Raw genomic sequence first — 21383 nt, forward strand, 5'->3', positions numbered from 1 at the left:
GCCGCGGCCTCCGCCTGCGACGCCGCCGCGCGGCGCTGCGCCGACCTCGACCGGCTCTCCGCCCGCTCCGCCGCGGCGGCCCGCAGGCTCGCGCCGCTGCGCGAGGAGCACGACCGCGTGGCCCGCCTCGCCGCGCTCGCCGCGGGCACGGCCGCCGACAACGAGCGCAGGATGCGCCTGGAGTCGTACGTCCTGGCCGCCCGGCTCGAACAGGTCGCGGCGGCGGCCACCGCCCGGCTGCGCCGCATGTCCTCCGGGCGCTACACCCTCGTCCACTCCGACGACCGCACCGGGCGCGGCCGTTCGGGCCTCGGCCTGCACGTCGTGGACGCCTGGACCGGCCGCGAGCGCGACACCGCGACGCTGTCCGGCGGCGAGACGTTCTTCGCGTCCCTCGCGCTCGCCCTAGGCCTCGCCGACGTCGTCACGGACGAGGCGGGCGGCGTCCGCCTCGACACGCTCTTCATCGACGAGGGCTTCGGCACCCTGGACGACCAGACCCTCGACGAGGTCCTCGACGTCCTCGACGCCCTGCGCGAGCGGGATCGCAGCGTGGGCATCGTCAGCCACGTCCCCGACCTGCGCCGCCGGGTGCACGCGCAACTGGAGGTCGTGAAGGGCCGGGAGGGCTCGGTGGTGCGGCAGCGGGGCGGGGTCTGACCTCCGTACGGGGCTCCGTGCCAGGGGCACCTCCGCCGCCGCGCCCCGCCTACCCCACGGCCAGCAGCCCCCGCAGCCCCGCGTGCAACGCGCCCTCCGCCACGAGGAAGCCGTCCGCGCCCGCGCGCCACTCCCGGCCGTCCAGGTCGGTGACGCGCGCCCCCGCCTCGCGGGCCACGAGCGCCCCCGCCAGCAGGTTCGCGTCGTCGCGCCCGCACAGCCAGAACGCGTGCAGCCGGCCCGCCGCGACGTCCGCGACCTGCCACGACACCGGTCCGAGGTTCCGCACGGCGGCCACCGCCGGCACCACTGCGCTGAGCGCGCGCCCCGCCCGCGCCACCGCGTCCGGCTGCGCGGCGGCGAACGGCGGCTGGCTCGTCGCCACCACGGCGGCGCTCAACTCCGCCCCGGCCGGGGGCGCGAGCGGGACGCCGTCGCGCCGGGCGCCCAGGCCGCGCGCCGCCGTGTAGGTCTCGCCGAGCACCGCGGAGTGCAGGACCGCCGCCACCGGCTCCCCGTCCTCGACCAGGGCGATGCTCACGCACCAGTGCGGCAGGCCGAGCAGGTACTGCACGGCGCCGTCGACGGCGTCCGCCACCCAGGCCCGGCCGGTGGCCGGGACCTCGGTCTCCAGTTCGTCGGCCCAGACGGCGTCCGGCACGAGCGCGGCCAGCCGGTCCTGCAGGACAGCGGTGGCCGGGCCGTCGACCGCGTCGAACGCGGCCCGCAGGTCGTCCGTGGTCCGGCCGGTTCCGGAGCGCGGCAGCGCGGCGACCAGCGCACCGGCCTCCTGTGCGGCGGCGGCCATGGCGGTGAGAAGCCGCGGGAGCGGCGCGACCGGTGGGACGTCGGTGAGCGTCGGGGACATGAGGGCCTCCTGAGTGCGTGTGTGTCGGAGCGGGTGCGTGCCGGGGCGCGGCTGTCCAAGCGCGTCCGCTGCGGCGCGTCCGTTGGGGCGCGTCCGTTGGGGCGCGTCCGCTGGGACGCGTCCGTCGGGAGCGTGCCGCTGTGGCGTACGTCCACGATCACCGGCCCCTGGCCGCCGACGGCCCTCAAGCACTCCCTCGTGAGCGAAACTTGCACCCATGGCTGGAGAAACGAGCGAAGACGTCCTCGACGAGCGTGACCAGCGGCTGGTCGCGGCCCTCCAGTGCGACGGGCGGCTGACCGCCGAGCGTGCCGCCGAGGTCCTCGGGCACAGCCCCCGCGTGGTGCACCGCCGGTGGGCGGCCCTCCTCGGCGACGGGACGGTCCGTGTCGTCGGCCTGCCCGCGCGGCCGGCCCCGCCCGCCGGGACGACCCTGCGGATCAAGGTGCTGCGCGGCCGGACCGAGGTGATCGCCAAGGCGCTCGCCGACCGCGAGGACGTACCGTTCGTGGACCTGTCCGCGGGCGGTGACGAGATCAGCGCGATCCTCCTGGCCGACACCGCGGCCCCGCACCGCCTCCTGCACCGGCAGCTCCCGGCGACGAACGCGGTGACGTCCGTCGACGCCCAGACCGTGCTGCACGTCTTCAAGGGCGCCGAGGACTGGCGCCACGACGTCCTGACCGCCGCCGAACGCGGCGCCCTCACCCCCGACTCCGCCGGCCCCGGTGAGCAGCGGGCGGGCCGCGTCGACGAGACCGACCAGGTCCTGCTCGCCGCTTTGGCCGAGGACGGCCGCGCCCCGGCCGCCGCCGTGGCACGCGCCACCGGCCACCCGGAGTCCACCGTGCGGCGCCGCCTGGCGGAGCTGCGCGCCCGCGGCCTGCTGCGGACGCACGTCCACGTCGACGCGCGCCGCCTCGGCCTGCCCGTCGACGCCAACCTGCTGATGCGGGTCGCGCCTGGCCGGCTCGACGCCGTGGGGCGGACGCTGGCGGCGCACCCCGCGGTGCACGGCGCGCTCGCCACCACCGGCCGCACCAACCTCCACGTCGCCGTGTGGCTGCCGGACCTGCCCGCGCTGTACGCCTTCCTGACCCGCGAGGTCGGGGCGCTCGACGTCGCGGAGGTGGAGACGCTGCTCGTGGGGCGGGCGGTCAAGCGGCCCGGGGCGTGAGGCCGCGCCCGGGGCGCGGCCGGGCAGAACTCAGCGAGCCCTCCGCGCTTAACGGGCAGAACTCAGCGCCCCTCCGCGCTCACCGGCCCAGCGGGCGCCCGGGCAGGGGGGAGGAGTAGACGATGCTCGTCGTGACGGACCCGAGCGCGCCGATCTTGCCGGAGACCTCCTCCAGGTGCCGCATCGACCGCGCGGCGACCTTGATGACGAAGCAGTCGTCACCGGTGACGTGGTGCGCCTCCAGGATCTCCGGCGTCGCGTCGACCAGGTCGTGGAAGGGCTTGTAGTTGCCGTTGGGGTACCGCAGCCGGACGAAGGCGAGGACCGGCAGGCCGAGCCGCTCCGGGTCGACCACGGCCGCGTACCGCTGGATCACGCCCGCCTCCTCCAGGCGGCGCACGCGCTCGGTGACCGCGCTCGCGGACATCGAGACGGCGCGCGCCAGTTCGGCGTAGCTGGCCCGGCCGTCGCGCTGGAGGACGTCGAGGATGCGCCAGTCGGTGGCGTCCGTGGAATAACCGGTCATGTCCGAGAGGAAACAGGGAAATCACCGGCCGATCAAGAGGTACGCCGGGAATCGCGGGTTCAGCGCCGCGTTCCCCGGCCGTAAATTTCCAGCCATGAACACGATCACCGCCCAGCGGACGCCCGCCACCCCCACCACCGGCGCCCCGGCCCCGGCGGCCCCCGCGGCCCCCGTCAACCCGGTTCTGCGCGTGCCTCCGGCGCCCCCCGCCGCGGCCGCCGCCCACTTCGCCGCGAGCCTCGCCTTCCACGCCGACGTGTCGGACGTCGCCGCCGCGCTCGCCGCAGGCGGGGACCCCGGCTTCGTCGTCCTCGACCCCCGCTCCACCGCGTCCTGGGACCAGGGCCACGTCCCCGGCGCGGTCCACCTGCCCACCGCGCTGATCCCCGAGCAGGCCGAGACCCTCCTCGACCAGGGTGTCCCCGTCGTCACCTACTGCTGGGGCCCCGGCTGCAACGGCGCCACCCGCGCCGCCCTCGCCCTCGCCGAACGCGGCTTCCAGGTCAAGGAGATGCTCGGCGGCTTCGAGTACTGGGTCCGCGAGGGCTTCGCGTACGAGACCTGGGAGGGCCCCGCACGCCGCGCGGCCGACCCCCTGACGGCCCCGGTCGACGCGGCGGACTGCGGCTGCTGACCGGGCGCCCCGCCGCTCGAGGTTTCGCGACCGCGAGGCGCGGGGGAGGAGCGCACTCATGCCGCGACTGCCTCATCCCACAGCAGACGAACTCCGCCGCGACCCGCTCCCCCTGCGCGGCCGCACCGCCCTGGTGACCGGCGCCAGCCGGCGGGGCGGCATCGGCCACGCCGTGGCCCGCCGCCTCGCCGCGTACGGCGCGAGCGTCTATGTGCACCACCACGTGCCGCACGACGCCGAGATGCCCTGGGGCGCCGACAGTCCGCAGGCGGTCGCCGACTCCGTGCGCGCGGCGCTCGCCGACCCCGGCGCGCGCGTCCACGAGGGCCCCGCGGACCTGGCGGACCCCGCCGCGCCCGCCGCCCTGGTCGCCACGGCGGCCGAGGCGCTCGGCGGACGCCTGGACGTCCTCGTCGCCAACCACGCCCGCAGCGGCCGCGACGGCACCCTCGACGAGATCGACGCGGACATGCTCGACGCGCACTGGGCGGTCGACACCCGCTCGGTGATCCTGCTCGTGCGGGCGTACGCGCGCCTGCGTGCCGCTCTGCCACCGCGGACCCCCGGCGGGCGCGTGCTGATGATGACGTCCGGCCAGGACATCGCCGGCGGCATGCCGGACGAGCTGGCGTACGCGCTCCAGAAGGGCGCGCTGGCGTCCGTGACCCGTTCGCTGGCGACGACGCTCGCCCCTCTCGCGGTGACGGTGAACACCGTCAACCCCGGGCCCGTGGACACGGACTACCTGACCGGTCAGGCCTACGAGGAGGTCGCCGCCCGCTTCCCCGCCGGACGCTGGGGCATGCCGGACGACCCGGCCAGGCTCCTCGCGTGGCTGGCCACGGACGAGGCGCGCTGGGTCACCGGGCAGGTGATCGCCTCCGAGGGCGGCTTCCGGCGCTGACCCCGGAAGCCGCCGCGCGTCGGGCGGTGGCTCAGAGGGCCGACAGCTCGTCCACCAGGTCGTCCAGGCCGAGGGAGCCCTGCGAGAGCGCCGCCATGTGCCAGGCCTTCGCGTCGAAGGCGTCGCCGTGGCGGCGGCGCGCGTTCTCCCGGCCGAGCAGCCAGGCGCGCTCGCCGAGCTTGTAGCCGATGGCCTGGCCGGGGATCGTCAGGTAGCGCGTCATCTCGCTCTCGACGAAGTCCGCGGGGCGGCTGCAGTGCGCGTCGTAGAACTCCTGCGCCAGAGCGGGCGTCCAGCGCTCGCCCGGGTGGAAGTCGCAGTCCGCCGGGATCTCCAGCTCCAGGTGCATGCCGATGTCGACGATGACGCGCAGGGCCCGCATCATCTGCGCGTCCAGGTAGCCGAGGCGCCGCTCCGGGTCGGTGAGGAAGCCCAGCTCGTCCATGAGGCGCTCCGCGTACAGCGCCCAGCCCTCCGCGTTGGCGCTGACGATGCCGACCGTCGCCTGGTACCGCGACAGGTCCTCGGCGACGTGCGCCCACTGCGCGAGCTGCAGATGGTGGCCCGGAACGCCCTCGTGGTACCAGGTCGACACCAGGTCGTACACGGGGAAGCGGGTCTGGCCCATCGTCGGCAGCCACGTCCGGCCGGGCCGGGAGAAGTCCTCCGACGGAGGCGTGTAGTACGGGGCCGCGGCGCCGCCGGGCGGGGCGATGCGGGACTCCACCCTGCGGACCCGCTCGGCCAGCTCGAAGTGCGTGCCGTCCAGCGCCCCGATGGCCTCGTCCATCAGGTCCTGGAGCCACTGCCGGACCTCGTCCACGCCGTCGATGTGCGTGCCGTGCTCGTCGAGGTGCGCCAGCGCCACCCACGGCGTGGCCGCGCCCGGCAGGATCTTCTCCGCCTCGGCGCGCATCTCGCCCAGCAGCCGGTGGTACTCCGCCCAGCCGTAGGCGTACGCCTCGTCCAGGTCCAGGTCCGTGCCGTTGAAGTAGCGGGACATGACGGCGTAGCGCTCACGGCCCACCGTGTCGGGCGCGTCCGCCACCGCCGGCGCGTACACGTCCCGCATCCAGTCGCGCAGCGCCACCACCGCGCCGGTCGCCGCCTTCGCCGCCGCCTCCAGGTCGCCGCGGAGCGCCGCGGGCCCCTCCGCCGCGAACTCCTCGAACCAGCCGGGACCGCCCGCGGGGCCCGCCCACTCCGTGAGCTGCCCGACGAACGTCGCCGTCGGCCGCGGCGCGCCCAGCAGGCCCCGCTCAAGGCCGAGCGCGAGCGAGGCGCGGTACCCCTCGTACGCGGCGGGGACCGCGCGCAGCCGCTCGGCGATCGCCGCCCAGTCCTCCTCGGTGTCGGCGGGCGTCACCGTGAAGATCTCCCGCACCTCGTGCGGCGGCGTCCCCAGGTTGCCGACGGTCCGCAGGTGCTCGTCGGCCTCGTGCACGGCGAGCTCCGCCGTCAGGCGCTCCCGCAGCAGCCGCCCGCAGCGGCGCTCGATCGGGGCGTCCGCGCCGGGCCGCGCCTCGGCCTCGTCGAGCCGCGCGAGGGTGGCGCGCAGGAGGTCGGCCCGCGCCGCGTGGCCCGCCGGGGAGAGGTCGGGCAGCTTGCTGTGGCTCTCCTTGACGCCGAGGTAGGTACCGGTGACGGGATCGAGGGCCACGAGCTCGTCGACGAAGGCGTCGGCGACCTCGCGGGGGAGCGGGCCGGAGCCCGCGACGGTGCTGGGGATCTTCGTGTCTGACATGCGGACATCCTGATACGAGACCGGGGCGCGCGTCACGGGCGCGTCGCCGCCCGAGCCCGGCCGCACCCGTACCACCTCCCGTTTTCTTGACTGATCGTTCCAGTCCGGACTAGCGTCTGCCTCATGGCCAGGACCAAGGAATTCGACCCGGACGCGGCGCTCGGGGCGGCACTCGAACTGTTCTGGAGCCGCGGGTACGAGGCCACGTCCATGGCGGACCTCGTCGCGCACCTGGGCATCGGCCGCGCCAGCATCTACGCCACCTTCGGGAACAAGCGCGAGCTGTACCTGAAGGCCCTGGACCGGTACACGGAGCACAGCGAGCCGCCGCTGCTCGACGAGCTCTCCCGGCCCGGCCCCGCCCTGCCCGGGGTACGGGCCGTCGTACAGCGCTTCGCGCACGAGGCCGTCACGGGCGACACCCGGCGCACCGGCTGCTTCGTCACCAACACCGCGGCGGAGCTGGCCCCGCACGACGCGGACGCCGACCGCAGGGTGGAGCGGAACTGGGAGCGGCTCGAGACGCTGCTGTGCTCCGCGCTCACCCGGGCGCGGGCGCAGGGGGAGCTGGCCGGCGACCGCGACCCGCGCGCCCTGGCCCGCATGCTGCTCGTGCTGCTCCAGGGCATCCGCGTGGTCGGCAAGGTCTCCGGCGGCGAGGCCCGGGTGCGGGACGCGGCACGGCAGGCGCTGGCCCTCCTCGGCTGACGCGCCGTACGTCCGAAGTCCCGCGCGGCTCAGAAGCGCCTCGGGCTCCGTCGGTACCTCGTCCTGGTCGTCGCACGCCCGCATAACAGAACGATCAGTCAAGAACGGCGGCCGGAGACCGGCTGCTTCTCCTCTAAGGAAACCCATGGCACAGAAGAAGGTCGCCGTGCTCGGCACCGGCATCATCGGCGCGCCGGTGGCGCGCAACCTGCGAGCGGAGTTCGCCGTGAGCGCGTGGAACCGCACGCCCGCCAAGGCCGCGGAACTGGCCACGCTCGACGGCGTCGTGGCGCACGCCACCCCGGCCGAGGCGGTCGAGGGCGCCGACGTCGTCGTCACCGTGCTCAAGGACGGGCCCGCGGTGCGCGAGGTGATGGAGGCCGCCGCGCCCGCCCTCGCGCCGGGCACGGTGTGGATCCAGCTCAGCACGGTCGGGGCGGACGCCGTCGGCGGCCTCGTGGACTTCGCCGAGCGGCACGGCCTCGTGCTGTACGACGCCCCCGTGCAAGGCACCAGGCAGCCCGCGGAGAACGGGCAGCTCGTCGTCCTCGCGGCCGGGCCGGAGGCCGCGCGGGAGAGGGCGCGGCCCGTGTTCGACGCGATCGGGAGCCGCACGGTGTGGGTCTCACCGGAGCCCGGGGCCGCGAGCCGCCTCAAACTCGCTCTGAACAGCTACGTGTTCGCCCTCACCCACGGCGCCGCCGAGAGCCTCGCCCTGGCCGAGGGGCTCGGCGTCGACCCCGCGCTGGTCGTGGACGTGGTCGCGGGCGGCCCGCTGGACAGCCCGTTCTTCCGCGCCAAGGCGGCCGCCATGCTGGCGGGCGCGTACGACCCCAGCTTCTCCGTGGCCAACGCGGCGAAGGACGCCCGCCTGGTCGTGGAGGCCGCCGGGGCCGCCGGTGTCCCGGTGGACGTGACGGCGGCCGGCCTTCGGCGGTTCGAGCGGGCGGCCGCCGCGGGCCACGGCGACAAGGACATGGCCGCCTCCCGCCTGGCCCCGGACGCGGCTGCCTGAGCCTCGCATCCGGCCGCCTGAGCCTCCCGCCCGGGACTCCGGCCGGGAGGCCCCCTGCGCCCGGCGTCCGAGGCCCCGGGCGGGGCGCCGTCGGGGCCGGGGCTCCGGCTCCGACGGCGCCTCCCGCGCTACGGGCGGCGGTCGTACGGCAGCGGGGAGCGCACCGCGGTGGTGTCCAGCCGGGCGGTGATGACCAGCGTGCCCTCCTCGATCTGGAAGTCGAGGGGCAGGGCGAGGCCGCGCATCGCCGCGACCATGCCGGTGTTGGAGGACTGCGTCACCGCGTAGACGCTGTCGCAGCCCGCCTCGGTCGCCATGGCCACCAGGCGGGCGAGCAGCTCCCCGCCGATGCCGCGCCGCTGCCACGCGTCCTCGACGAGCAGCGCGATCTCCGTCTCGTCGCCGTCCCACAGCAGATGGCCGAGGCCGACGATCCGGCCGGAGGCGGTGCGGGCCGCGAGCGTACGGCCGAAGCGCGGGCTCAGCAGGTGGTTGAGGTAGCGGTCGGCGTCCCCCACCGGGCCGTGGTAGCGCATGCTCAGGGTGTGCGGGGAGCAGCGCTCGTGCATGGCCTTCGCGGCGTCGAGGTCGGCGCCGTCGGCGCGGCTGACCGTGATGTCGCTGCCCTCGGCGAGCGTGAGGACGTCCCGGCCGCGCGGCACGCGCGGGCCGAGCCGGGTGTCGAGCTCCACCAGCGCCCGCGCGCGGGCGAACTCCGTCGGCGTGAAGGGCAGGTGGGGCCGCTCGATCGTGATCACCCCGCCCTCGGGGGCCCGCAGCCGCAGCACGGTGCCCTCCCAGGCGCCCTCGACCGGCACCATGTCGTCGGGGCCGCCTCCGGCGGAGCCGTGCCCCCCGGGCGCGGGCCGGGCGGGCAGGGAGCGGATCGTGCACCGGCCGAGCAACTGGCGCAGCGCGAGCGGCAGCTCGGCGGCGTCCAGGGCGGTGCGGGTGGCGAGGCCGAGGACGCGCGTGGGCGCGTCCACCAGGTCGTGCGTGTCCGCCCGCTCGATCCAGGTGCCGGAGCCGCCCGCCCGGGCGACCGCGCGCGTGAGGTCCGCCGCGGGCAGCGCGGCGGGCGCCCGCAGCAGGAACTCGTCGACCGTGCCGTCGCCCAGCGGGTGCGTCTGGAGGCTGAGGATGTCGACGCGCTCGTGCGCGAGCGCCGTGCACAGCGCGGCGAGAGAGCCCGGCTCGTCGCGCACGGTCGTGCGCATGCGCCACAGGGCCGTCTCCTCCGGCGGCCCCGCCGGGACGGGAGCGGTCCCCGTCCGGTCGCCCGCGGCGGTGGCACCGGCCGGCGCGGGGGTGCCCCGGTCCTCCGTGGCGGAGGGCCGGGGGCCGGTATCGGTCGCGCCCGGGCCGGGCGGCGCGTGCGTGTGGCGCCGCGCCCACCAGGTGTGGAACCCGGCCGTGGCGACCAGCACGACCGCCGAGACGAGCAGCAGCTCGGGCCCGTCCGGGCCGTGTCCCACGAGGTTCGCCACGGCGTCCGCGACCGCCACCGCCGTGAACAGCGCGGCCAGCTCGATGACGTCCCGGCGCCAGTGGTGCACCGGCCTGCCGTGTTTCCTGCGTGTCACATCAGACATGTCAGCACTCATACGGCCACTCTGGCCCACGGGTGTTGCGTGATCACAAACGCTCTGTGACCGATGAGTTAAGTGCGGTTCTGCCGGTTTGGCCCCCTTTTGGCGGCTCTTTCGGTCGCTTTTCTGTCCACTTCGGATGTCCATCGATCTCCCCCGTCGGCCGTACCGGCCCCTCGGCCGGTACGGACCCGTCGGCCGGCCGCGGCCACCGGCCGCGCCCGGCTGTGCGCCCGCCGGTGCGCCACCGGCGGACACGGTCCTCCTGGCGTCCGGCGGACGCCCCCGCCGGTGCCTGCCCGGCGGACGCCCCCGCCGGCGTCCGACCGGCGGCCGCGCCCGGCCGTCACCGGCCGGTCACGCGCGTCCGCCGGAAGCTCACTGACCCACGCGCCCCGGCCGCAGCACCTTGGTGAACAGGACGCCGCCCCCCTGCTGCCGCAGCCGTACCGTCATCTCGCCGCTGTCGCCGTCGATGTCCACCTCCCCGTAGTAGGGCGGTGTCTCCGCCGGCGACGTGTTGGCACGGTCCGGCGCTTTGACGAACGTCTGGTCCGGACCGAAGGTTCCGTCGAGTTTCACCGCCGGGAAGCCCCCCGCCGCGAGCGGACCGGACACGAACTCCCAGAAGGGCGCGAAGTCCTTGAAGGCGGCGCGTGAGGGATCGTAGTGCTGCGCCGAGGTGTAGTGCACGTCGGCGGTCAGCCAGACGGTGCCCGTGATGCGACGGTGCTTGATGTGCCGCAGGAGTTCAGCGATCTGCAGCTCACGCCCGAGCGGCGCGCCCGGGTCGCCCTGTGCCACGGCCTCGAAGTCCGTCCGCCCGTCCGGGACGACCAGACCGAGCGGCATGTCGGAGGCGATCACCTTCCACACCGCGCGCGACCGCGACAACTCCCGCTTGAGCCAGGCGAGCTGCTCGGCGCCGAGGATGCCCGTCGCGTCGTCCGGCTGCCGGTTCGGCGAGTTGGCGTTGCGGTACGTGCGCATGTCCAGGACGAACACGTCCAGGAGCGGGCCGTGCCGCAGCACCCGGTACACCCGCCCGTCCCGGGCGCCGGGACGCTGCGTCGAGAGGGGGTAGTACTCGCTGAACGCCCGCAGCGAACGGGCCGCGAGGACGTCGACGTTCTTCTCCGTGTAGCGCGGGTCGTCGAGGATCTGCCCCGGGTACCAGTTGTTGCGCACCTCGTGGTCGTCCCACTGCACGACGGACGGCACCTGCGCGTTGAAGCGGCGCACGTGGGCGTCGAGCAGGTTGTAGCGGAAGTTCCCGCGGAACTCCGCGAGGGTCTCGGCGACCTTCGACTTCTCCTCGGTGGTGATGTTCCGCCACACCCGCCCGTCGGGCAGCGTCACGCTCTCCTGGATGGGGCCGTCGGCGTAGACGTTGTCGCCGCTGCACAGGAAGAAGTCGGGGTTCCGCTTCCGCATCTCCTCGTACACGCGCCAGCCGCCGAGGTCGGGGTTGATGCCCCAGCCCTGGCCCGCGATGTCCCCGGACCACAGGAAGCGCACGCCGTCCCGGCGCCGCTGCGAGACCGTGCGGAACGTCCCGGTGACCGGCTCCCCGGCGCGCCGCGGGTCGTCCGGGTCGGCCAGCAGCACGCGGTAGTGGATCTGCTCGCCGGAGGGCAGACCGCGCAGCCGCGTCGTGCCGGTGTAGTCGGTGCCCGGGCCGAGCAGGGGGCCGTACCAGCGCGTGGGTCTGCGGAACGACTCGGTGGCGGAGGTCTCCACGACCATGCGGGCGGGGCGGTCGGAGCGCACCCACACGAGACCCGAGTGCGCGCCCACGTCGCCCGTCTGCACGCCCCACCGGGCGCGGGGCCGGCCCGAGCGGGCGAAGGCCGGGGCACCGCCGCCGAGCGCGGGCACGGTGAGCGCCGCGGGCACGGCGAGGGAGCCGCGCAGCAGGCTGCGGCGGCGCGGGGACGGGCTCGGCGGACGGTGTGACATGAAGACGCCTCCAGGAACGGCGGTCGGTCGGTGTGCGGTGCCACGTCTACTGCCACGTCACGGCCCGCGCACGAACCCCAAGTGAACAACTGGCCATGGCCTTGGGGGAAGCGTCACGCGGCACGCACGGGTCCTGGTCCCGTGGTCGTACGCCGCGGGTACCGCGCACCGGGACCGGCGCCCGATGCCCGCGGGACCGGCCGGTTCCTACAGTCGTCCCGTGCGGCGCGCCGCACGCCCACCCGTACCTGAGGAGAGCCCCCGTGCCCGTCAACGGCCGCAGCCACATCCGTATTGCCCGCCCGTCACGCGACCTCGCCGCAGCGGAGCGCTTCTGGGTGGGAGGGCTCGGCCTGGACGTCGTCTTCCGCAAGGAGCAGGGCGGCGGTCCTGGCGAGCACGCCCTGCTCATGGTCGGCTGGCCGGACGCCTCCTGGCACCTGGAGCTCGTCCACGAGGCGGCGGCCCCCGTGCGGCCGCGGCCCACCGAGGAGGACCTGCTCGTCGTCTACGTCGACGGCGAGGTCCCGGACGACCTGGTCGCCCGGCTGGAGGCGCACGGCGGCAGGCGGGTGCTCTCGCCCAACCCGTACTGGAACGAGTGGGGCGTCACCGTGGAGGACCCGGACGGCTACCGGCTGGTGCTCAGCACGCGCGCGTGGTCCAACTCCTGATCCGGTGCCCCGGCGCGGCTGGTGTCGAGTATGACGCGGGCCACGCGCGCGGGGTCGTCGTTCATCGGCACGTGGCCGCAGCCGGGCAGCCGTACGAGCCGGGCGTCCGGCACGGCCCGCTTGGCGCGCAGGCCCTGGCGGCGCAGCAGCAGCCGGTCGCGGGTGCCCCACGCTATGGTCACCGGCAGGCCCGGCACGTCGTCGCGGAACACCACCCGGCGCCCGGCGGACAGGGTCGGCTCGAACCCCGTCGCGTGCCGCAGCGCGAGCGTCTCGGCGACGACGGCCTCCGGCGCCCTGCGGGCCGGGCGGGCGTAGATGGTGCTCGTCAGCGCCGTACGGCCCGCGGCGGAGCGCGACAGGCGCTCGATCGTCGGCAGCGGCATGGCCATGGCGATCCGGCGCATCGCGAGCAGCGTCGTGAACGCGTACCGGCGCTCCGCCTGCGTCCAGAAGCCGGCGGGCGACAGCGCCGTGACGGACCGCACGAGCCGCACGCGGCCGAGCTCCAGGGCGAGCAGGCCGCCGAGGGAGTTGCCCGCCACGTGCGGCCGCCCTATGCCCAGCGCCTCGCAGAACGAGCCGAGCACGGGCACCACCGTCGCCAGGTCGTACGGGAGCCCCTCCGGCAGCGCCGGTGACGCGCCGAAGCCGGGCAGGTCCACCGCTATCACGTCGTGCTGGGCCGCCAGGATGCCGACGACCGGGTCCCAGGCCTGGCGGTGGTGCCCGATGCCGTGCAGCAGCAGCAAGGGCGCGCCGCTGCCCGTGCGCCGGTAGGAGACGGTCACCGTGCGCGGCCCCCGGGGCGACTCGACGCCGAAGGAGACCTCGGCCGCCTCTGCCACCCCTGACGCCCCTGTCACCTCTGCGGTCATGACGACTCCTGTCTTAGACACCTTGTCAGCAACAATTACCGCTCGGTAGTGCCGAGTTCAAGGGGTCTGCCGCACCCGGGGTGCGGCGGCCCGGGGGCGGGCCACTGTGATCCTCGTCCGCCCTGCCCCGCGCGGGTGGACAGCCGGACCCCCCGTGAGCTGGGATGGAACCGTGGCTACCGACACCGTGACCGACGTCTTCGAAGAACACCGGCCCGTCCTCCTGGGTGTCGCCTACCGCATGCTCGGCCGGGTGGCCGACGCGGAGGACGTCGTCCAGGACGCCTGGCTGCGCTGGTCGGCCGCCGACCGCGACCAAGTGCGCGAACCCCGCGCCTACTTGGTGCGCGTCACCACCCGCCTGGCCATCGACCGGCTGCGCCAGGCCCAGTCCCGCCGCGAGTCCTACGTGGGCCCCTGGCTGCCCGAGCCCTTCGTGACCGACTTCGGGCCGACCGTCCCCGACACCGCCGAGCGCGCCATGCTCGCCGACTCCGTGTCGCTCGCCGTCCTCGTCGTCCTGGAGTCCCTCTCGCCCCTGGAGCGCGCGGTGTTCGTGCTCCGCGAGGCCTTCGGGTTCCCGTACTCCGAGATCGCCGTCACGCTCGACCGCGGCGAGGCCGCCGTGCGCCAGCTCGCCGGGCGCGCCCGCAAGCACGTCGAGGAGGGCAGGCCGCGCTACCAGGTCGACCCCGCCGAGCGGCGCGACCTGACCGAGCGGTTCCTCGCCGCGGCCGCCGACGGCGACCTGGAGGGGCTGATGTCGCTGCTCGCCCCGGACGTGCGCCTGGTGGGCGACAGCGGCGGCAAGGCCAGGGCGCCGCTGCGGACCCTGGAGACCGCCGACAAGGTGGGCCGCTTCCTCATCGGCGCCGCGCGCAAGAGCGCGGCGGAGGTGGAGGGCTTCGAGTTCCGGTTCATGGAGCTCAACGGCGCCGACTCCGTCGTCGTCCTGGTGGACGGCAAGGTGGACTCCGTCTTCCAGGTCGAGGCCGTCGACGGTCGTATCCAACGCGTCTTCATCGTGCGGAATCCGGACAAGCTCGTGAGCCTCGCGCGCTGAGCCGCCGCCGCGCCCGACGAAGCCCTCGCCCGTGCCACGGGCGGGGGCTTCCTGTCGTGCGCACGTGAACGCGACGTATCGGATTCCGTCACCCCGGGGGGTCGGGTGTCGCACCCGCGCGAACACCGCATGAATGCTCTGTGGCACCACTTCTGTGCGGTCCGTAACGGAAGGAGGATTGGTCTTGACCAAGGATGAGCGCGGCTCTATCGTCGCTGAGATAGTGCAGGAACCTTTAATAAACAAGGCGCTGAAAAGCCGCCTGCGCACGGCGATTGCGGAGGACAGGGTGGGGACCACGCAGCTCGAATCGGTGCCGGAGCCGAAGTACTGGCACCTGAAGACCGTGCTCAGCGAAGCACTCGACTCCGAGTTCGCCGTCGGCGAGATCCTGCCGAACGAACGGGACCTCGCGGCCCGCTTCGGCGTCGCCCGCGCGACCCTGCGCCAGGCCCTGGAGCAGCTCGAGCTGGAAGGCAGGCTGCAGCGCCGCCGCGGCGTCGGCACGACCGTCGCCCCGCCACGCATGGGCGTGGCCGTCACCACCGAGCGGGGGAGCTGGCCCGGCGCGGCCGGCGACGACTGGCAGCCCGCGGACAGCGAGCCCGCCGTCCCGCCCGCCGACGTCGCCCGCACCCTGGGGACCGCCCCGGACGAGCCGGTGCACACGGTGCGCCGCACCCGCGTCTCGCACGGCCAGCCCGTCGCCGCCGAGCTGCTGTACGTGCCCGCGGCCTCGGTGCCCGACCTCACCGCCATCGACGCCCCCGCCGGACCCGCACGCGCGCGTGCCGTCCTGCGCGAGCTGGCCCGGCTCGACCTGGAGGGCCAGGACCGCGCCGTCGAACTCGGCTCGGCCCGCGCCGACGACGCCAGGGCCCTTGACCGCCTGCCCGGCGCCCCCGTCCTGGTCGTCACCACCCGCTTCCTCGCCGACGGCCGCACGGCGGCCCTCTCGGTGGCCACGTACCGCGCCGACACCTGCCGCCTCACCTTCGGCGACGAGGGCGCGGTGGAAATCCACCACGGTCCGCAACAGCGCGCTTCCTGAGCCACCTCGCCCCTGGCCCGTCCGCGTCCGGGGCCGGTGGTGCGTGACGCTCGCGTCCGCATCAGTCCGTCCTGGAGCGCGCGACGGCGACCATCTCAGCCCGTCCGGCGTTTGAGGACGAGCGCGGAGCGCGACAGGGGGGGGAGGGGGCGAAGCCCCCAAACGCACCCAGGGACGCACAAAAGCCCCGGAGCCGCGGGCGGCAGGGCCGCGGGGCCCAAGGGCAGCAGCCCCGGGCGAACCCCACCCCCCCCGGGGCAGCGGGGCCGAGCCCCGCGCACTACCGCCCCGCGGTCACCGCGCCCTCCACGGCGAAGAGCTCGTCCTCGACATGGTCGAGGGCAAGCCGCAGCGCACCGGTCGCCACAGCCGCCTCCCCCAGCACGGACAGCGCCACCCGGGGCGGCCGCAGGCAGTAGCGGGCCAGCTCGCGGCGCAGCGGCTCCAGGACGCCGTCCAGGCCCGCCGCCCAGCCGCCCACCACGACCAGCTCCGGGTCGAGCGCAAGGACCAGCGCGGCCACGTCGTGCACCAGGCGCCGGATGAAGCGGTCCACCGCCGCCAGCGCGCGCTCGTCGCCCTCCCGCGCGTGCGCGAAGACCTCCGCCACCGCCTGCTCGTCGAGCGGGTGCAGCGGCTCGTCCGTGGTCGACAGGAGCGTCTCCGGCTTCACCTCCCGGCCCAGCAGGTGCAGCGCGCCGATCTCGCCCGCCGCGCCGCCGTACCCGCGGTGCAGCCGGCCCCCGATCAGCGAACCGGCCCCGGGGCTCAGCCCGGCCAGCACGAACACCACGTCGTCCGACTCCGTCGCCGCGCCCTTCCAGTGCTCGGCGACCGCCGCCGCGTTGGCGTCGTTCTCCACCAGGACCGGGCACTTGAAGGAGCGGCGCAGCCGCTCACCCAGCGGCAGGCCCGTCCAGCCCGGCAGCGCCGTGCTCAGCCGCACCGAGCCGTCCGCCTCCACGATGCCCGGGCTGCCCACGCCGACCGCGCGCAGCGAACCGCGGGCCACCCCGGCCCGGCGCAGCAGGTCCGCGACGGCGCCCCGCAGCCGCTCCAGGCGCTCGTCCGCCGCCGCCGTCTCCGAGACGTCCTTCGCCGCCGTGCCGAGGACCTTGCCGTGCAGGTCCGACAGGACGGCGGCCACCCGGTGCGGGCCGATCTCCAGGCCCAGCAGATGGCCCGCCTCCGACCGGAAGCGGAACTTCCGCGCGGGGCGTCCCTGACGCCGCGCGGCCCCGTCGTCGACGTCCGTCTCCACCACGAGACCGGCCTCGATGAGCCCCTCGACCACGCCCTCGACCGTGGGCCGCGACAGGCCCGTCGCCCGGGTGATCTCCGTGAGTGTCGCGACATCCGCGGCGCGCAGCGCGTGCAGCACCACCGAGGAGTTGATCCGCCGTAGCAGAGAAGGATCTCCGCCGGTCAGCCGCCCCAACGTCCGTCCTTCCGTCCCGTGCGCATGATGGCCGGATCGTACTCGGAAGCCGTCGACCGGGGCGAGTGCCGATCCCGCCGCCGCGGCCGGGCCCCGCTCACCCCGGAGCCACGAAACCGGACTCGTACGCGGCGATCACCGCCTGCGTCCGGTCCCGGGCGCCGAGCTTCGCCAGCACCGCGCTCACATGCGACTTGACGGTCTCCGTACCGACGACGAGCCGCTCGCCGATCTCCGCGTTGGACAGGCCGCGCGCCATCAGCCGCAGCACCTCCTCCTCACGCCCCGTGAGCCCCGCCCGCGCGAACGCCGCCCGGGCACCGTCCTCGCCCCGCTCGCGGCCGTGGTCGGCCGCCAGCCGCCGTACCGCCGCCGGGAACAGCAGCGACTCGCCCTCGGCCACCAGGCGCACGGCGTGCACGATCTCCGCGGGCCGGGCCCGCTTCAGCAGGAAGCCGTCGGCGCCCGCGCGCAGCGCCTCGTACACGTACTCGTCGTTCTCGAAGGTCGTGACGACCAGGATCTTCGGCGGGTCCGGCACCGTGCGCAGCACCGCGCGGGTGGCTTCGATGCCGTCGAGCAGCGGCATCCGTACGTCCATGGCGATCACGTCGGGCCGCAGGCTGCGGGCCAGGGGGATCACCGCGGCGCCGTCGGCGGCCTCGCCGACGACCTCGATGTCGGGCTGCGCCTCCAGGACGGCGCGCAGCCCCGCGCGGACGAGGGGCTCGTCGTCGACGAGCAGGACGGTCACGGACACCCGGCCAGCCTAGGTCACGCGGGACGCGGGCCCGCACGGCGGGTGACGGGGCATCAGCGCAACGGCAGTTCGGCGCGCACCCGCCACTCGCCGTCGCACGGCCCGACGCGCGCCTGCCCGCCCAGGAGCACGGCCCGCTCCCGGATGCCGCGCAGCCCGCTGCCGCCGCGCCCGGCGGCCTCCGACGCCGGCGGCAGCGCGTTGCGCACGTCGATGACGAGGCGGCTGTCCCGGGCGGCCACCCGCACCCGCACCGGGACCGGCCCCGCGTGCCGCAGGACGTTCGTCAGCGCCTCCTGGAGCATGCGGTAGCCCTCCCGCGACACGGGCCCCGGCAGCCGCTCCACCGCGCCCGTCACCTCCGCGTCGACCGTCGCCCCCGAGGCCCGCGCGGAGTCCAGGAGCCGGGCGGCGTCGGCGAGGGTGGGCCGCTGCCGCGCGGGCCGCCCGTCCTCCCGCAGCACGCGCAGCACCCGCTCCAGGTCCTCCAGGGCGTCGCGGCCCGTCTCCTCGATGGCCTCCAGGGCGCGGTCGGTGAACTCCCGGTCGGCCGCGGCGCGCGCGGCGCCCGCCTGCACGACCGCCACGGTCAGCGCGTGCCCGATCGAGTCGTGCAGCTCACGGGCGATGCGGTTGCGCTCCAGGAGCTGCTCGGTGCGCTCCTCCAGGGCGGCGAGCCGCTCGGTGGGAGAGGGGCCGAGGAGGTTGCGGGCCGCCGCCGCCATGAGGGCCCCGGAGGCGACCACCAGGGCGAGCAGCGCCAGCAGCGGCAGCGGCACCAGCGCCGCGTCCCAGGCGCCGAGCCCCGGCCGGGGCAGCACCAGACCGTCGTCCTCGGAGGGCTCCGACGCCGTCCCGAGCAGCGCGAGCGCGTACCCGATGAGCTGCGTCGTGGCGACGCCCGTCAGCCAGCCCGCCTCCAGCCGCAGCACCAGCCACAGGGCCGTCCTGCCGCGGTCCCGCCACGAGGCCGAGGGCGCCACGGACACACCGGGGTCGTCGGCCGCCCCGTCGGCGTCCACGCGCGCGTGGGACCCCGGGAACAGCATCAGCCGCGCCTGGAGCCCCTCGGCCCTGCGCATCGCGGGCACCATCGCGGCCGCCACCACCAACGGCACCGGCAGCACCATGATCAGGGCCCAGTCGGCGGCCGTCGCGTCCGTGATGCCGTAGATCGCCCCGGACGCCAGGACGACCGTCGCGGCGATCAGCAGGTGCAGCCACCGGGTGTACGTGACCGCGTGCGTCAGCGGGCGCAGGAAGCGGACGCCGCGGACCACGCGGGCCGACAGGCGCGGGAAGCGGGACATGCGGCCATCGTGCCAGCCCGCGCGCGGGTCACGGCTCCCCCGCACGGGGGAGACGATCTCCACCGACGGGGGAGGACCAAGACCCCACCCGGCCGCGACAGTTGCCCCATGACCAGCATCGACGTCCACCACCTCACCAAGGAGTACGGCACCAGGCGCGCGGTCGACGACCTGACGTTCGGCGTCGCCCCCGGCCGGGTCACCGGGTTCCTCGGCCCCAACGGCGCCGGGAAGTCCACCACGTTGCGCCTCGTGCTCGGCCTCGACCGCCCCACCTCCGGCACCGCCACCGTCGGCGGCCGCCCCTACGCCGCGTACGACGAACCGCTGCGCCAGGTCGGCGCGCTGCTCGACGCCCAGGCCGCCCACGGCTCGCGCACCGCCCGCGACCACCTGCGCGCCCTCGCCGTCAGCAACCGCATCGCCCCCGGGCGCGTGGACGAGGTCCTGGAGGAGGCCGGTCTCACCGCCGTCGGCCACAAGCGGATCAAGACGTTCTCCCTGGGCATGCGCCAGCGCCTCGGCATCGCCGCCGCGCTGCTCGGCGACCCGGCCGTGGTCCTCCTGGACGAGCCGTCCAACGGCCTCGACCCGGAAGGCATCATCTGGATCCGCGAACTGATGCGCGGCCTCGCCCGCGAGGGCCGGACCGTGCTCGTGTCGAGCCACCTGATGAACGAGACCGCGACGTTCGCCGACCACCTGGTGGTCCTCGGCCGGGGCCGGCTCCTGGCCGACACCCCGATGCGGGAGTTCATCGCCGCCCACTCCACCCGGCGCGTCCGCACCCGCACCAGCGACCCGGCGCGGCTCCGCGCCGCCCTCGCCCGCGCCGGACACACCCTGGAGGACGCCGGTGACGGCCGCTGGAGCGTCGAGGGCGCCAGGGCCGAGGACATCGGCGCGCTCGCCGCGCGCGAGGGCGTACCGCTCCAGGAACTCGCCGACGAGGAGGCCTCCTTGGAGGAGGCGTACCTGTCCCTGACGGCCGAGGCCACGGAGTTCTCCGCCCCGGGTGCGTCCGCCGTACCCGAGGCACCCGCTGAGCCCACCGCCCGCACCGAGACCGCCCCGGCCGCCCCGACCGCCCCGGCCGACCGCCGGGCCGACGCGCCGCCGACCGCCCCGACCCACCGCCGGGAGGCCTGACCATGTCGACCACCGCCGTCCTCCACGCCGAGTGGATCAAGCTCAAGACGCTGCGGGGCACGCTCCTCTCGCTCCTCGCCGTGTTCGGTGCCACCCTCGCCGTCACCGTCCTGGCGTTCGCCACCGTCGGCCGGGCGGAGGCCGACAACGCCGACGCCGAACCCGTCTTCGACGCCTTCTACGCCCTCAACTTCGGCCAGATCGCCGCCCTCAGCTTCGGCACCACGGCCGTCAGCTCGGAGTACGTGACCGGGGCCCTGCGGATCTCGCTGGCCGCCGTGCCCCGCAGGGGCCTGTTCTACGCCGCGAAGACCGCCGTGGTCGGCGCGGCCGCCCTGCTCGTGGGCCTCGCCACCAGCTTCGCCGCCTTCCTCGCGGGCCAGGCCTTCCTCGGCGGGTACGCCATCGGGCTCGGCCACCCCGGGGCGCTGCGGGCCTGCGTCGGCGGCGGCATCTACCTGGCGCTGATGGCACTGCTCGCGGCCGGCCTGACGACCGTGCTGCGCAGCGGGGCGGCCGTGCTCAGCCTGCTCATCCCGTTCCTGCTCATCGTGTCCTTCGTGGTCGGCGACGTCGCGGGCGGCGCCGCCCAGTTCCTGCCCGACCGCGCGGGCCAGCAGATCCTGCACGAGGACCCGGCCGGCACGCTCGGCGCCTGGTCGGGGCTCGCGGTGACCGCGGCCTGGAGCGCGGCGGCGCTGCTCGCCGGGTGGTGGGCGCTGCGGCGCAGGGACGCCTGACCCGCGGCCCCCACGGCCGCGGTGACTGATTGTCAGTGGTGCCCGCTTTACTGGACGGCATGAGCGACGGTATGAGCAGCGCGGACGACCTCGCGACGATCGACCTGCTGCGCGCCGGGGAGTTCCCCGAGGCGCCCGGCAGGTCGGGCGCCGGCCGCGCCGGACCGGGGTTCCACCTCGCGGAGTTACGGACGTACGAGCCGGGGGAGGACGACGACGGCACGGCGTACGCCGACGCGGAGGAGCAGTTCGAGGCCGAGCGGGACGCGCTCGCGGTGCTCCTGACCGGGCGCTGGGGCCCCGCCCAGGTGTTCAGCCTGGCCGGTGCCTTCGCCCGTCACGTGGCCGGGGCGCGGGACGTGCCCGAGCCGTGGGCGTCCGTCAGCGAGACCGTGCCCGACGTGCACCTGTGGCGGGCCGGACGGCACTGGATAGCCGTCGGCGTGGCCCGGTGGGGGGAGCGGGGCGCGCTGCAGCTGCTCGCGCTGGTGACGGAGGTCGACCCGCCGTAACCCGTCCCGTCGCCCCCGCCCTGC

General features: G+C 75.6%; 21 protein-coding genes. 12 read left to right on the forward strand and 9 right to left on the reverse strand.

Annotation, left to right across the window (positions count from 1 at the left end; genetic code table 11):
• Positions 1-660, forward strand: a 660-nt coding sequence (locus QK440_RS26120; protein ID WP_282795660.1) for an SbcC/MukB-like Walker B domain-containing protein, incomplete at its 5' end; no start/stop codon positions are given.
• Positions 661-709: 49 nt separating this feature from the next.
• Here the strand turns inward: QK440_RS26120 and QK440_RS26125 are convergent.
• Positions 710-1528, reverse strand: coding sequence for an inositol monophosphatase family protein (locus QK440_RS26125; protein WP_282795661.1), 819 nt, complete (start codon positions 1526-1528; stop codon positions 710-712).
• Positions 1529-1745: 217 nt separating this feature from the next.
• On the opposite strand from QK440_RS26125, the gene QK440_RS26130 reads away from it, so the two are divergent.
• The gene (locus tag QK440_RS26130; RefSeq protein WP_282795662.1) at positions 1746-2705 is read left to right on the forward strand and encodes an Lrp/AsnC family transcriptional regulator; all 960 of its coding nucleotides are present in this window, start codon (positions 1746-1748) and stop codon (positions 2703-2705) included.
• Between the two features lie 79 nt (positions 2706-2784).
• Here the strand turns inward: QK440_RS26130 and QK440_RS26135 are convergent, their stop codons facing one another.
• Positions 2785-3231 (reverse strand): Lrp/AsnC family transcriptional regulator, encoded by a 447-nt coding sequence (locus QK440_RS26135; RefSeq protein ID WP_282795663.1) that lies wholly within the window; start codon positions 3229-3231, stop codon positions 2785-2787.
• A 94-nt stretch (positions 3232-3325) separates the two neighbouring features.
• Between QK440_RS26135 and QK440_RS26140 the strand changes: the two genes are divergently transcribed.
• The gene (locus QK440_RS26140; RefSeq protein WP_282795664.1) at positions 3326-3865 is read left to right on the forward strand and encodes a rhodanese-like domain-containing protein; all 540 of its coding nucleotides are present in this window, start codon (positions 3326-3328) and stop codon (positions 3863-3865) included.
• Between the two features lie 58 nt (positions 3866-3923).
• Positions 3924-4769, forward strand: a complete 846-nt coding sequence (locus tag QK440_RS26145) for an SDR family oxidoreductase (RefSeq protein WP_282795665.1) — start codon at positions 3924-3926, stop codon at positions 4767-4769.
• Between the two features lie 31 nt (positions 4770-4800).
• On the opposite strand, the gene QK440_RS26150 is transcribed toward QK440_RS26145, so the two are convergent.
• Positions 4801-6513: a DUF885 domain-containing protein gene (locus QK440_RS26150; RefSeq protein WP_282795666.1), complete on the reverse strand. Its 1713-nt coding sequence runs from the start codon at positions 6511-6513 to the stop codon at positions 4801-4803.
• A gap of 123 nt (positions 6514-6636) precedes the next feature.
• Here QK440_RS26150 and QK440_RS26155 point away from each other — a divergent pair, with 123 nt between their 5' ends.
• Both QK440_RS26155 and QK440_RS26160 read left to right on the forward strand, forming a co-directional pair.
• The gene (locus QK440_RS26155) at positions 6637-7221 is read left to right on the forward strand and encodes a TetR/AcrR family transcriptional regulator (RefSeq protein ID WP_282795667.1); all 585 of its coding nucleotides are present in this window, start codon (positions 6637-6639) and stop codon (positions 7219-7221) included.
• Between the two features lie 82 nt (positions 7222-7303).
• The gene (locus QK440_RS26160; protein WP_282795701.1) at positions 7304-8236 is read left to right on the forward strand and encodes an NAD(P)-dependent oxidoreductase; all 933 of its coding nucleotides are present in this window, start codon (positions 7304-7306) and stop codon (positions 8234-8236) included.
• Between the two features lie 128 nt (positions 8237-8364).
• Here the strand turns inward: QK440_RS26160 and QK440_RS26165 are convergent, their stop codons facing one another.
• Positions 8365-9828: a GNAT family N-acetyltransferase gene (locus QK440_RS26165; RefSeq protein ID WP_282795668.1), complete on the reverse strand. Its 1464-nt coding sequence runs from the start codon at positions 9826-9828 to the stop codon at positions 8365-8367.
• Between the two features lie 375 nt (positions 9829-10203).
• Entirely contained in the window at positions 10204-11784 is a 1581-nt protein-coding gene (locus tag QK440_RS26170; RefSeq protein WP_282795669.1) for an alkaline phosphatase D family protein, read from the reverse strand.
• A gap of 263 nt (positions 11785-12047) precedes the next feature.
• Here QK440_RS26170 and QK440_RS26175 point away from each other — a divergent pair, with 263 nt between their 5' ends.
• Positions 12048-12458 carry a VOC family protein gene (locus QK440_RS26175; protein WP_282795670.1) on the forward strand — a complete coding sequence of 137 codons (411 nt, stop codon included), beginning with the start codon at positions 12048-12050 and terminating at the stop codon, positions 12456-12458.
• Here the strand turns inward: QK440_RS26175 and QK440_RS26180 are convergent.
• A complete protein-coding gene (locus QK440_RS26180; RefSeq protein ID WP_282795671.1) occupies positions 12416-13336 on the reverse strand; it encodes an alpha/beta fold hydrolase in 921 nt (306 codons plus the stop codon). The two genes, QK440_RS26175 and QK440_RS26180, sit on opposite strands and share 43 nt — an antisense overlap.
• Before the next feature lie 172 nt (positions 13337-13508).
• Between QK440_RS26180 and QK440_RS26185 the strand changes: the two genes are divergently transcribed.
• Both QK440_RS26185 and QK440_RS26190 read left to right on the forward strand, forming a co-directional pair.
• Entirely contained in the window at positions 13509-14399 is an 891-nt protein-coding gene (locus tag QK440_RS26185) for an RNA polymerase sigma-70 factor (RefSeq protein WP_282795672.1), read from the forward strand.
• Positions 14400-14688: 289 nt separating this feature from the next.
• On the forward strand, positions 14689-15450 hold the full coding sequence (locus tag QK440_RS26190; RefSeq protein ID WP_282795702.1) for a GntR family transcriptional regulator: 762 nt from the start codon (positions 14689-14691) through the stop codon (positions 15448-15450).
• Positions 15451-15730: 280 nt separating this feature from the next.
• Here the strand turns inward: QK440_RS26190 and QK440_RS26195 are convergent, their stop codons facing one another.
• The 3 genes from QK440_RS26195 to QK440_RS26205 form a co-directional block, all read right to left on the reverse strand.
• A complete protein-coding gene (locus QK440_RS26195; protein ID WP_282795673.1) occupies positions 15731-16888 on the reverse strand; it encodes an ROK family transcriptional regulator in 1158 nt (385 codons plus the stop codon).
• Positions 16889-16985: 97 nt separating this feature from the next.
• On the reverse strand, positions 16986-17648 hold the full coding sequence (locus tag QK440_RS26200) for a response regulator transcription factor (protein WP_282795674.1): 663 nt from the start codon (positions 17646-17648) through the stop codon (positions 16986-16988).
• Between the two features lie 53 nt (positions 17649-17701).
• On the reverse strand, positions 17702-18958 hold the full coding sequence (locus QK440_RS26205; protein ID WP_282795675.1) for a histidine kinase: 1257 nt from the start codon (positions 18956-18958) through the stop codon (positions 17702-17704).
• A gap of 108 nt (positions 18959-19066) precedes the next feature.
• Here QK440_RS26205 and QK440_RS26210 point away from each other — a divergent pair, with 108 nt between their 5' ends.
• Genes QK440_RS26210 through QK440_RS26220 form a run of 3 tightly spaced genes read left to right on the forward strand, consistent with a single transcriptional unit; the run spans position 19067 to position 21359 of the window.
• Entirely contained in the window at positions 19067-20107 is a 1041-nt protein-coding gene (locus QK440_RS26210) for an ATP-binding cassette domain-containing protein (RefSeq protein WP_282795676.1), read from the forward strand.
• A gap of 2 nt (positions 20108-20109) precedes the next feature.
• On the forward strand, positions 20110-20847 hold the full coding sequence (locus QK440_RS26215) for an ABC transporter permease (RefSeq protein ID WP_282795677.1): 738 nt from the start codon (positions 20110-20112) through the stop codon (positions 20845-20847).
• A gap of 59 nt (positions 20848-20906) precedes the next feature.
• Complete coding sequence (locus QK440_RS26220; protein ID WP_282795678.1) at positions 20907-21359, forward strand: hypothetical protein; 453 nt, start codon at positions 20907-20909, stop codon at positions 21357-21359.
• Positions 21360-21383: the final 24 nt, after the last annotated feature.

It is taken from the genome of Streptomyces sp. CC224B, assembly GCF_030010595.1.
Lineage (GTDB): Bacteria > Actinomycetota > Actinomycetes > Streptomycetales > Streptomycetaceae > Streptomyces > Streptomyces longispororuber.

Bases quoted from the DNA above. Each gene is read 5' to 3' on its own strand.
- QK440_RS26155 (WP_282795667.1), top strand. From the start codon at position 6,637: ATGGCCAGGACCAAGGAATTCGACCCGGACGCGGCGCTCGGGGCGGCA.
- QK440_RS26130 (WP_282795662.1), top strand. From the start codon at position 1,746: ATGGCTGGAGAAACGAGCGAAGACGTCCTCGACGAGCGTGACCAGCGG.
- QK440_RS26220 (WP_282795678.1), top strand. From the start codon at position 20,907: ATGAGCGACGGTATGAGCAGCGCGGACGACCTCGCGACGATCGACCTG.
- QK440_RS26205 (WP_282795675.1), bottom strand. From the start codon at position 18,958: ATGTCCCGCTTCCCGCGCCTGTCGGCCCGCGTGGTCCGCGGCGTCCGC.
- QK440_RS26135 (WP_282795663.1), bottom strand. From the start codon at position 3,231: ATGACCGGTTATTCCACGGACGCCACCGACTGGCGCATCCTCGACGTC.
- QK440_RS26145 (WP_282795665.1), top strand. From the start codon at position 3,924: ATGCCGCGACTGCCTCATCCCACAGCAGACGAACTCCGCCGCGACCCG.
- QK440_RS26170 (WP_282795669.1), bottom strand. From the start codon at position 11,784: ATGTCACACCGTCCGCCGAGCCCGTCCCCGCGCCGCCGCAGCCTGCTG.
- QK440_RS26210 (WP_282795676.1), top strand. From the start codon at position 19,067: ATGACCAGCATCGACGTCCACCACCTCACCAAGGAGTACGGCACCAGG.
- QK440_RS26150 (WP_282795666.1), bottom strand. From the start codon at position 6,513: ATGTCAGACACGAAGATCCCCAGCACCGTCGCGGGCTCCGGCCCGCTC.
- QK440_RS26140 (WP_282795664.1), top strand. From the start codon at position 3,326: ATGAACACGATCACCGCCCAGCGGACGCCCGCCACCCCCACCACCGGC.
- QK440_RS26180 (WP_282795671.1), bottom strand. From the start codon at position 13,336: ATGACCGCAGAGGTGACAGGGGCGTCAGGGGTGGCAGAGGCGGCCGAG.
- QK440_RS26215 (WP_282795677.1), top strand. From the start codon at position 20,110: ATGTCGACCACCGCCGTCCTCCACGCCGAGTGGATCAAGCTCAAGACG.
- QK440_RS26125 (WP_282795661.1), bottom strand. From the start codon at position 1,528: ATGTCCCCGACGCTCACCGACGTCCCACCGGTCGCGCCGCTCCCGCGG.
- QK440_RS26165 (WP_282795668.1), bottom strand. From the start codon at position 9,828: ATGTCTGATGTGACACGCAGGAAACACGGCAGGCCGGTGCACCACTGG.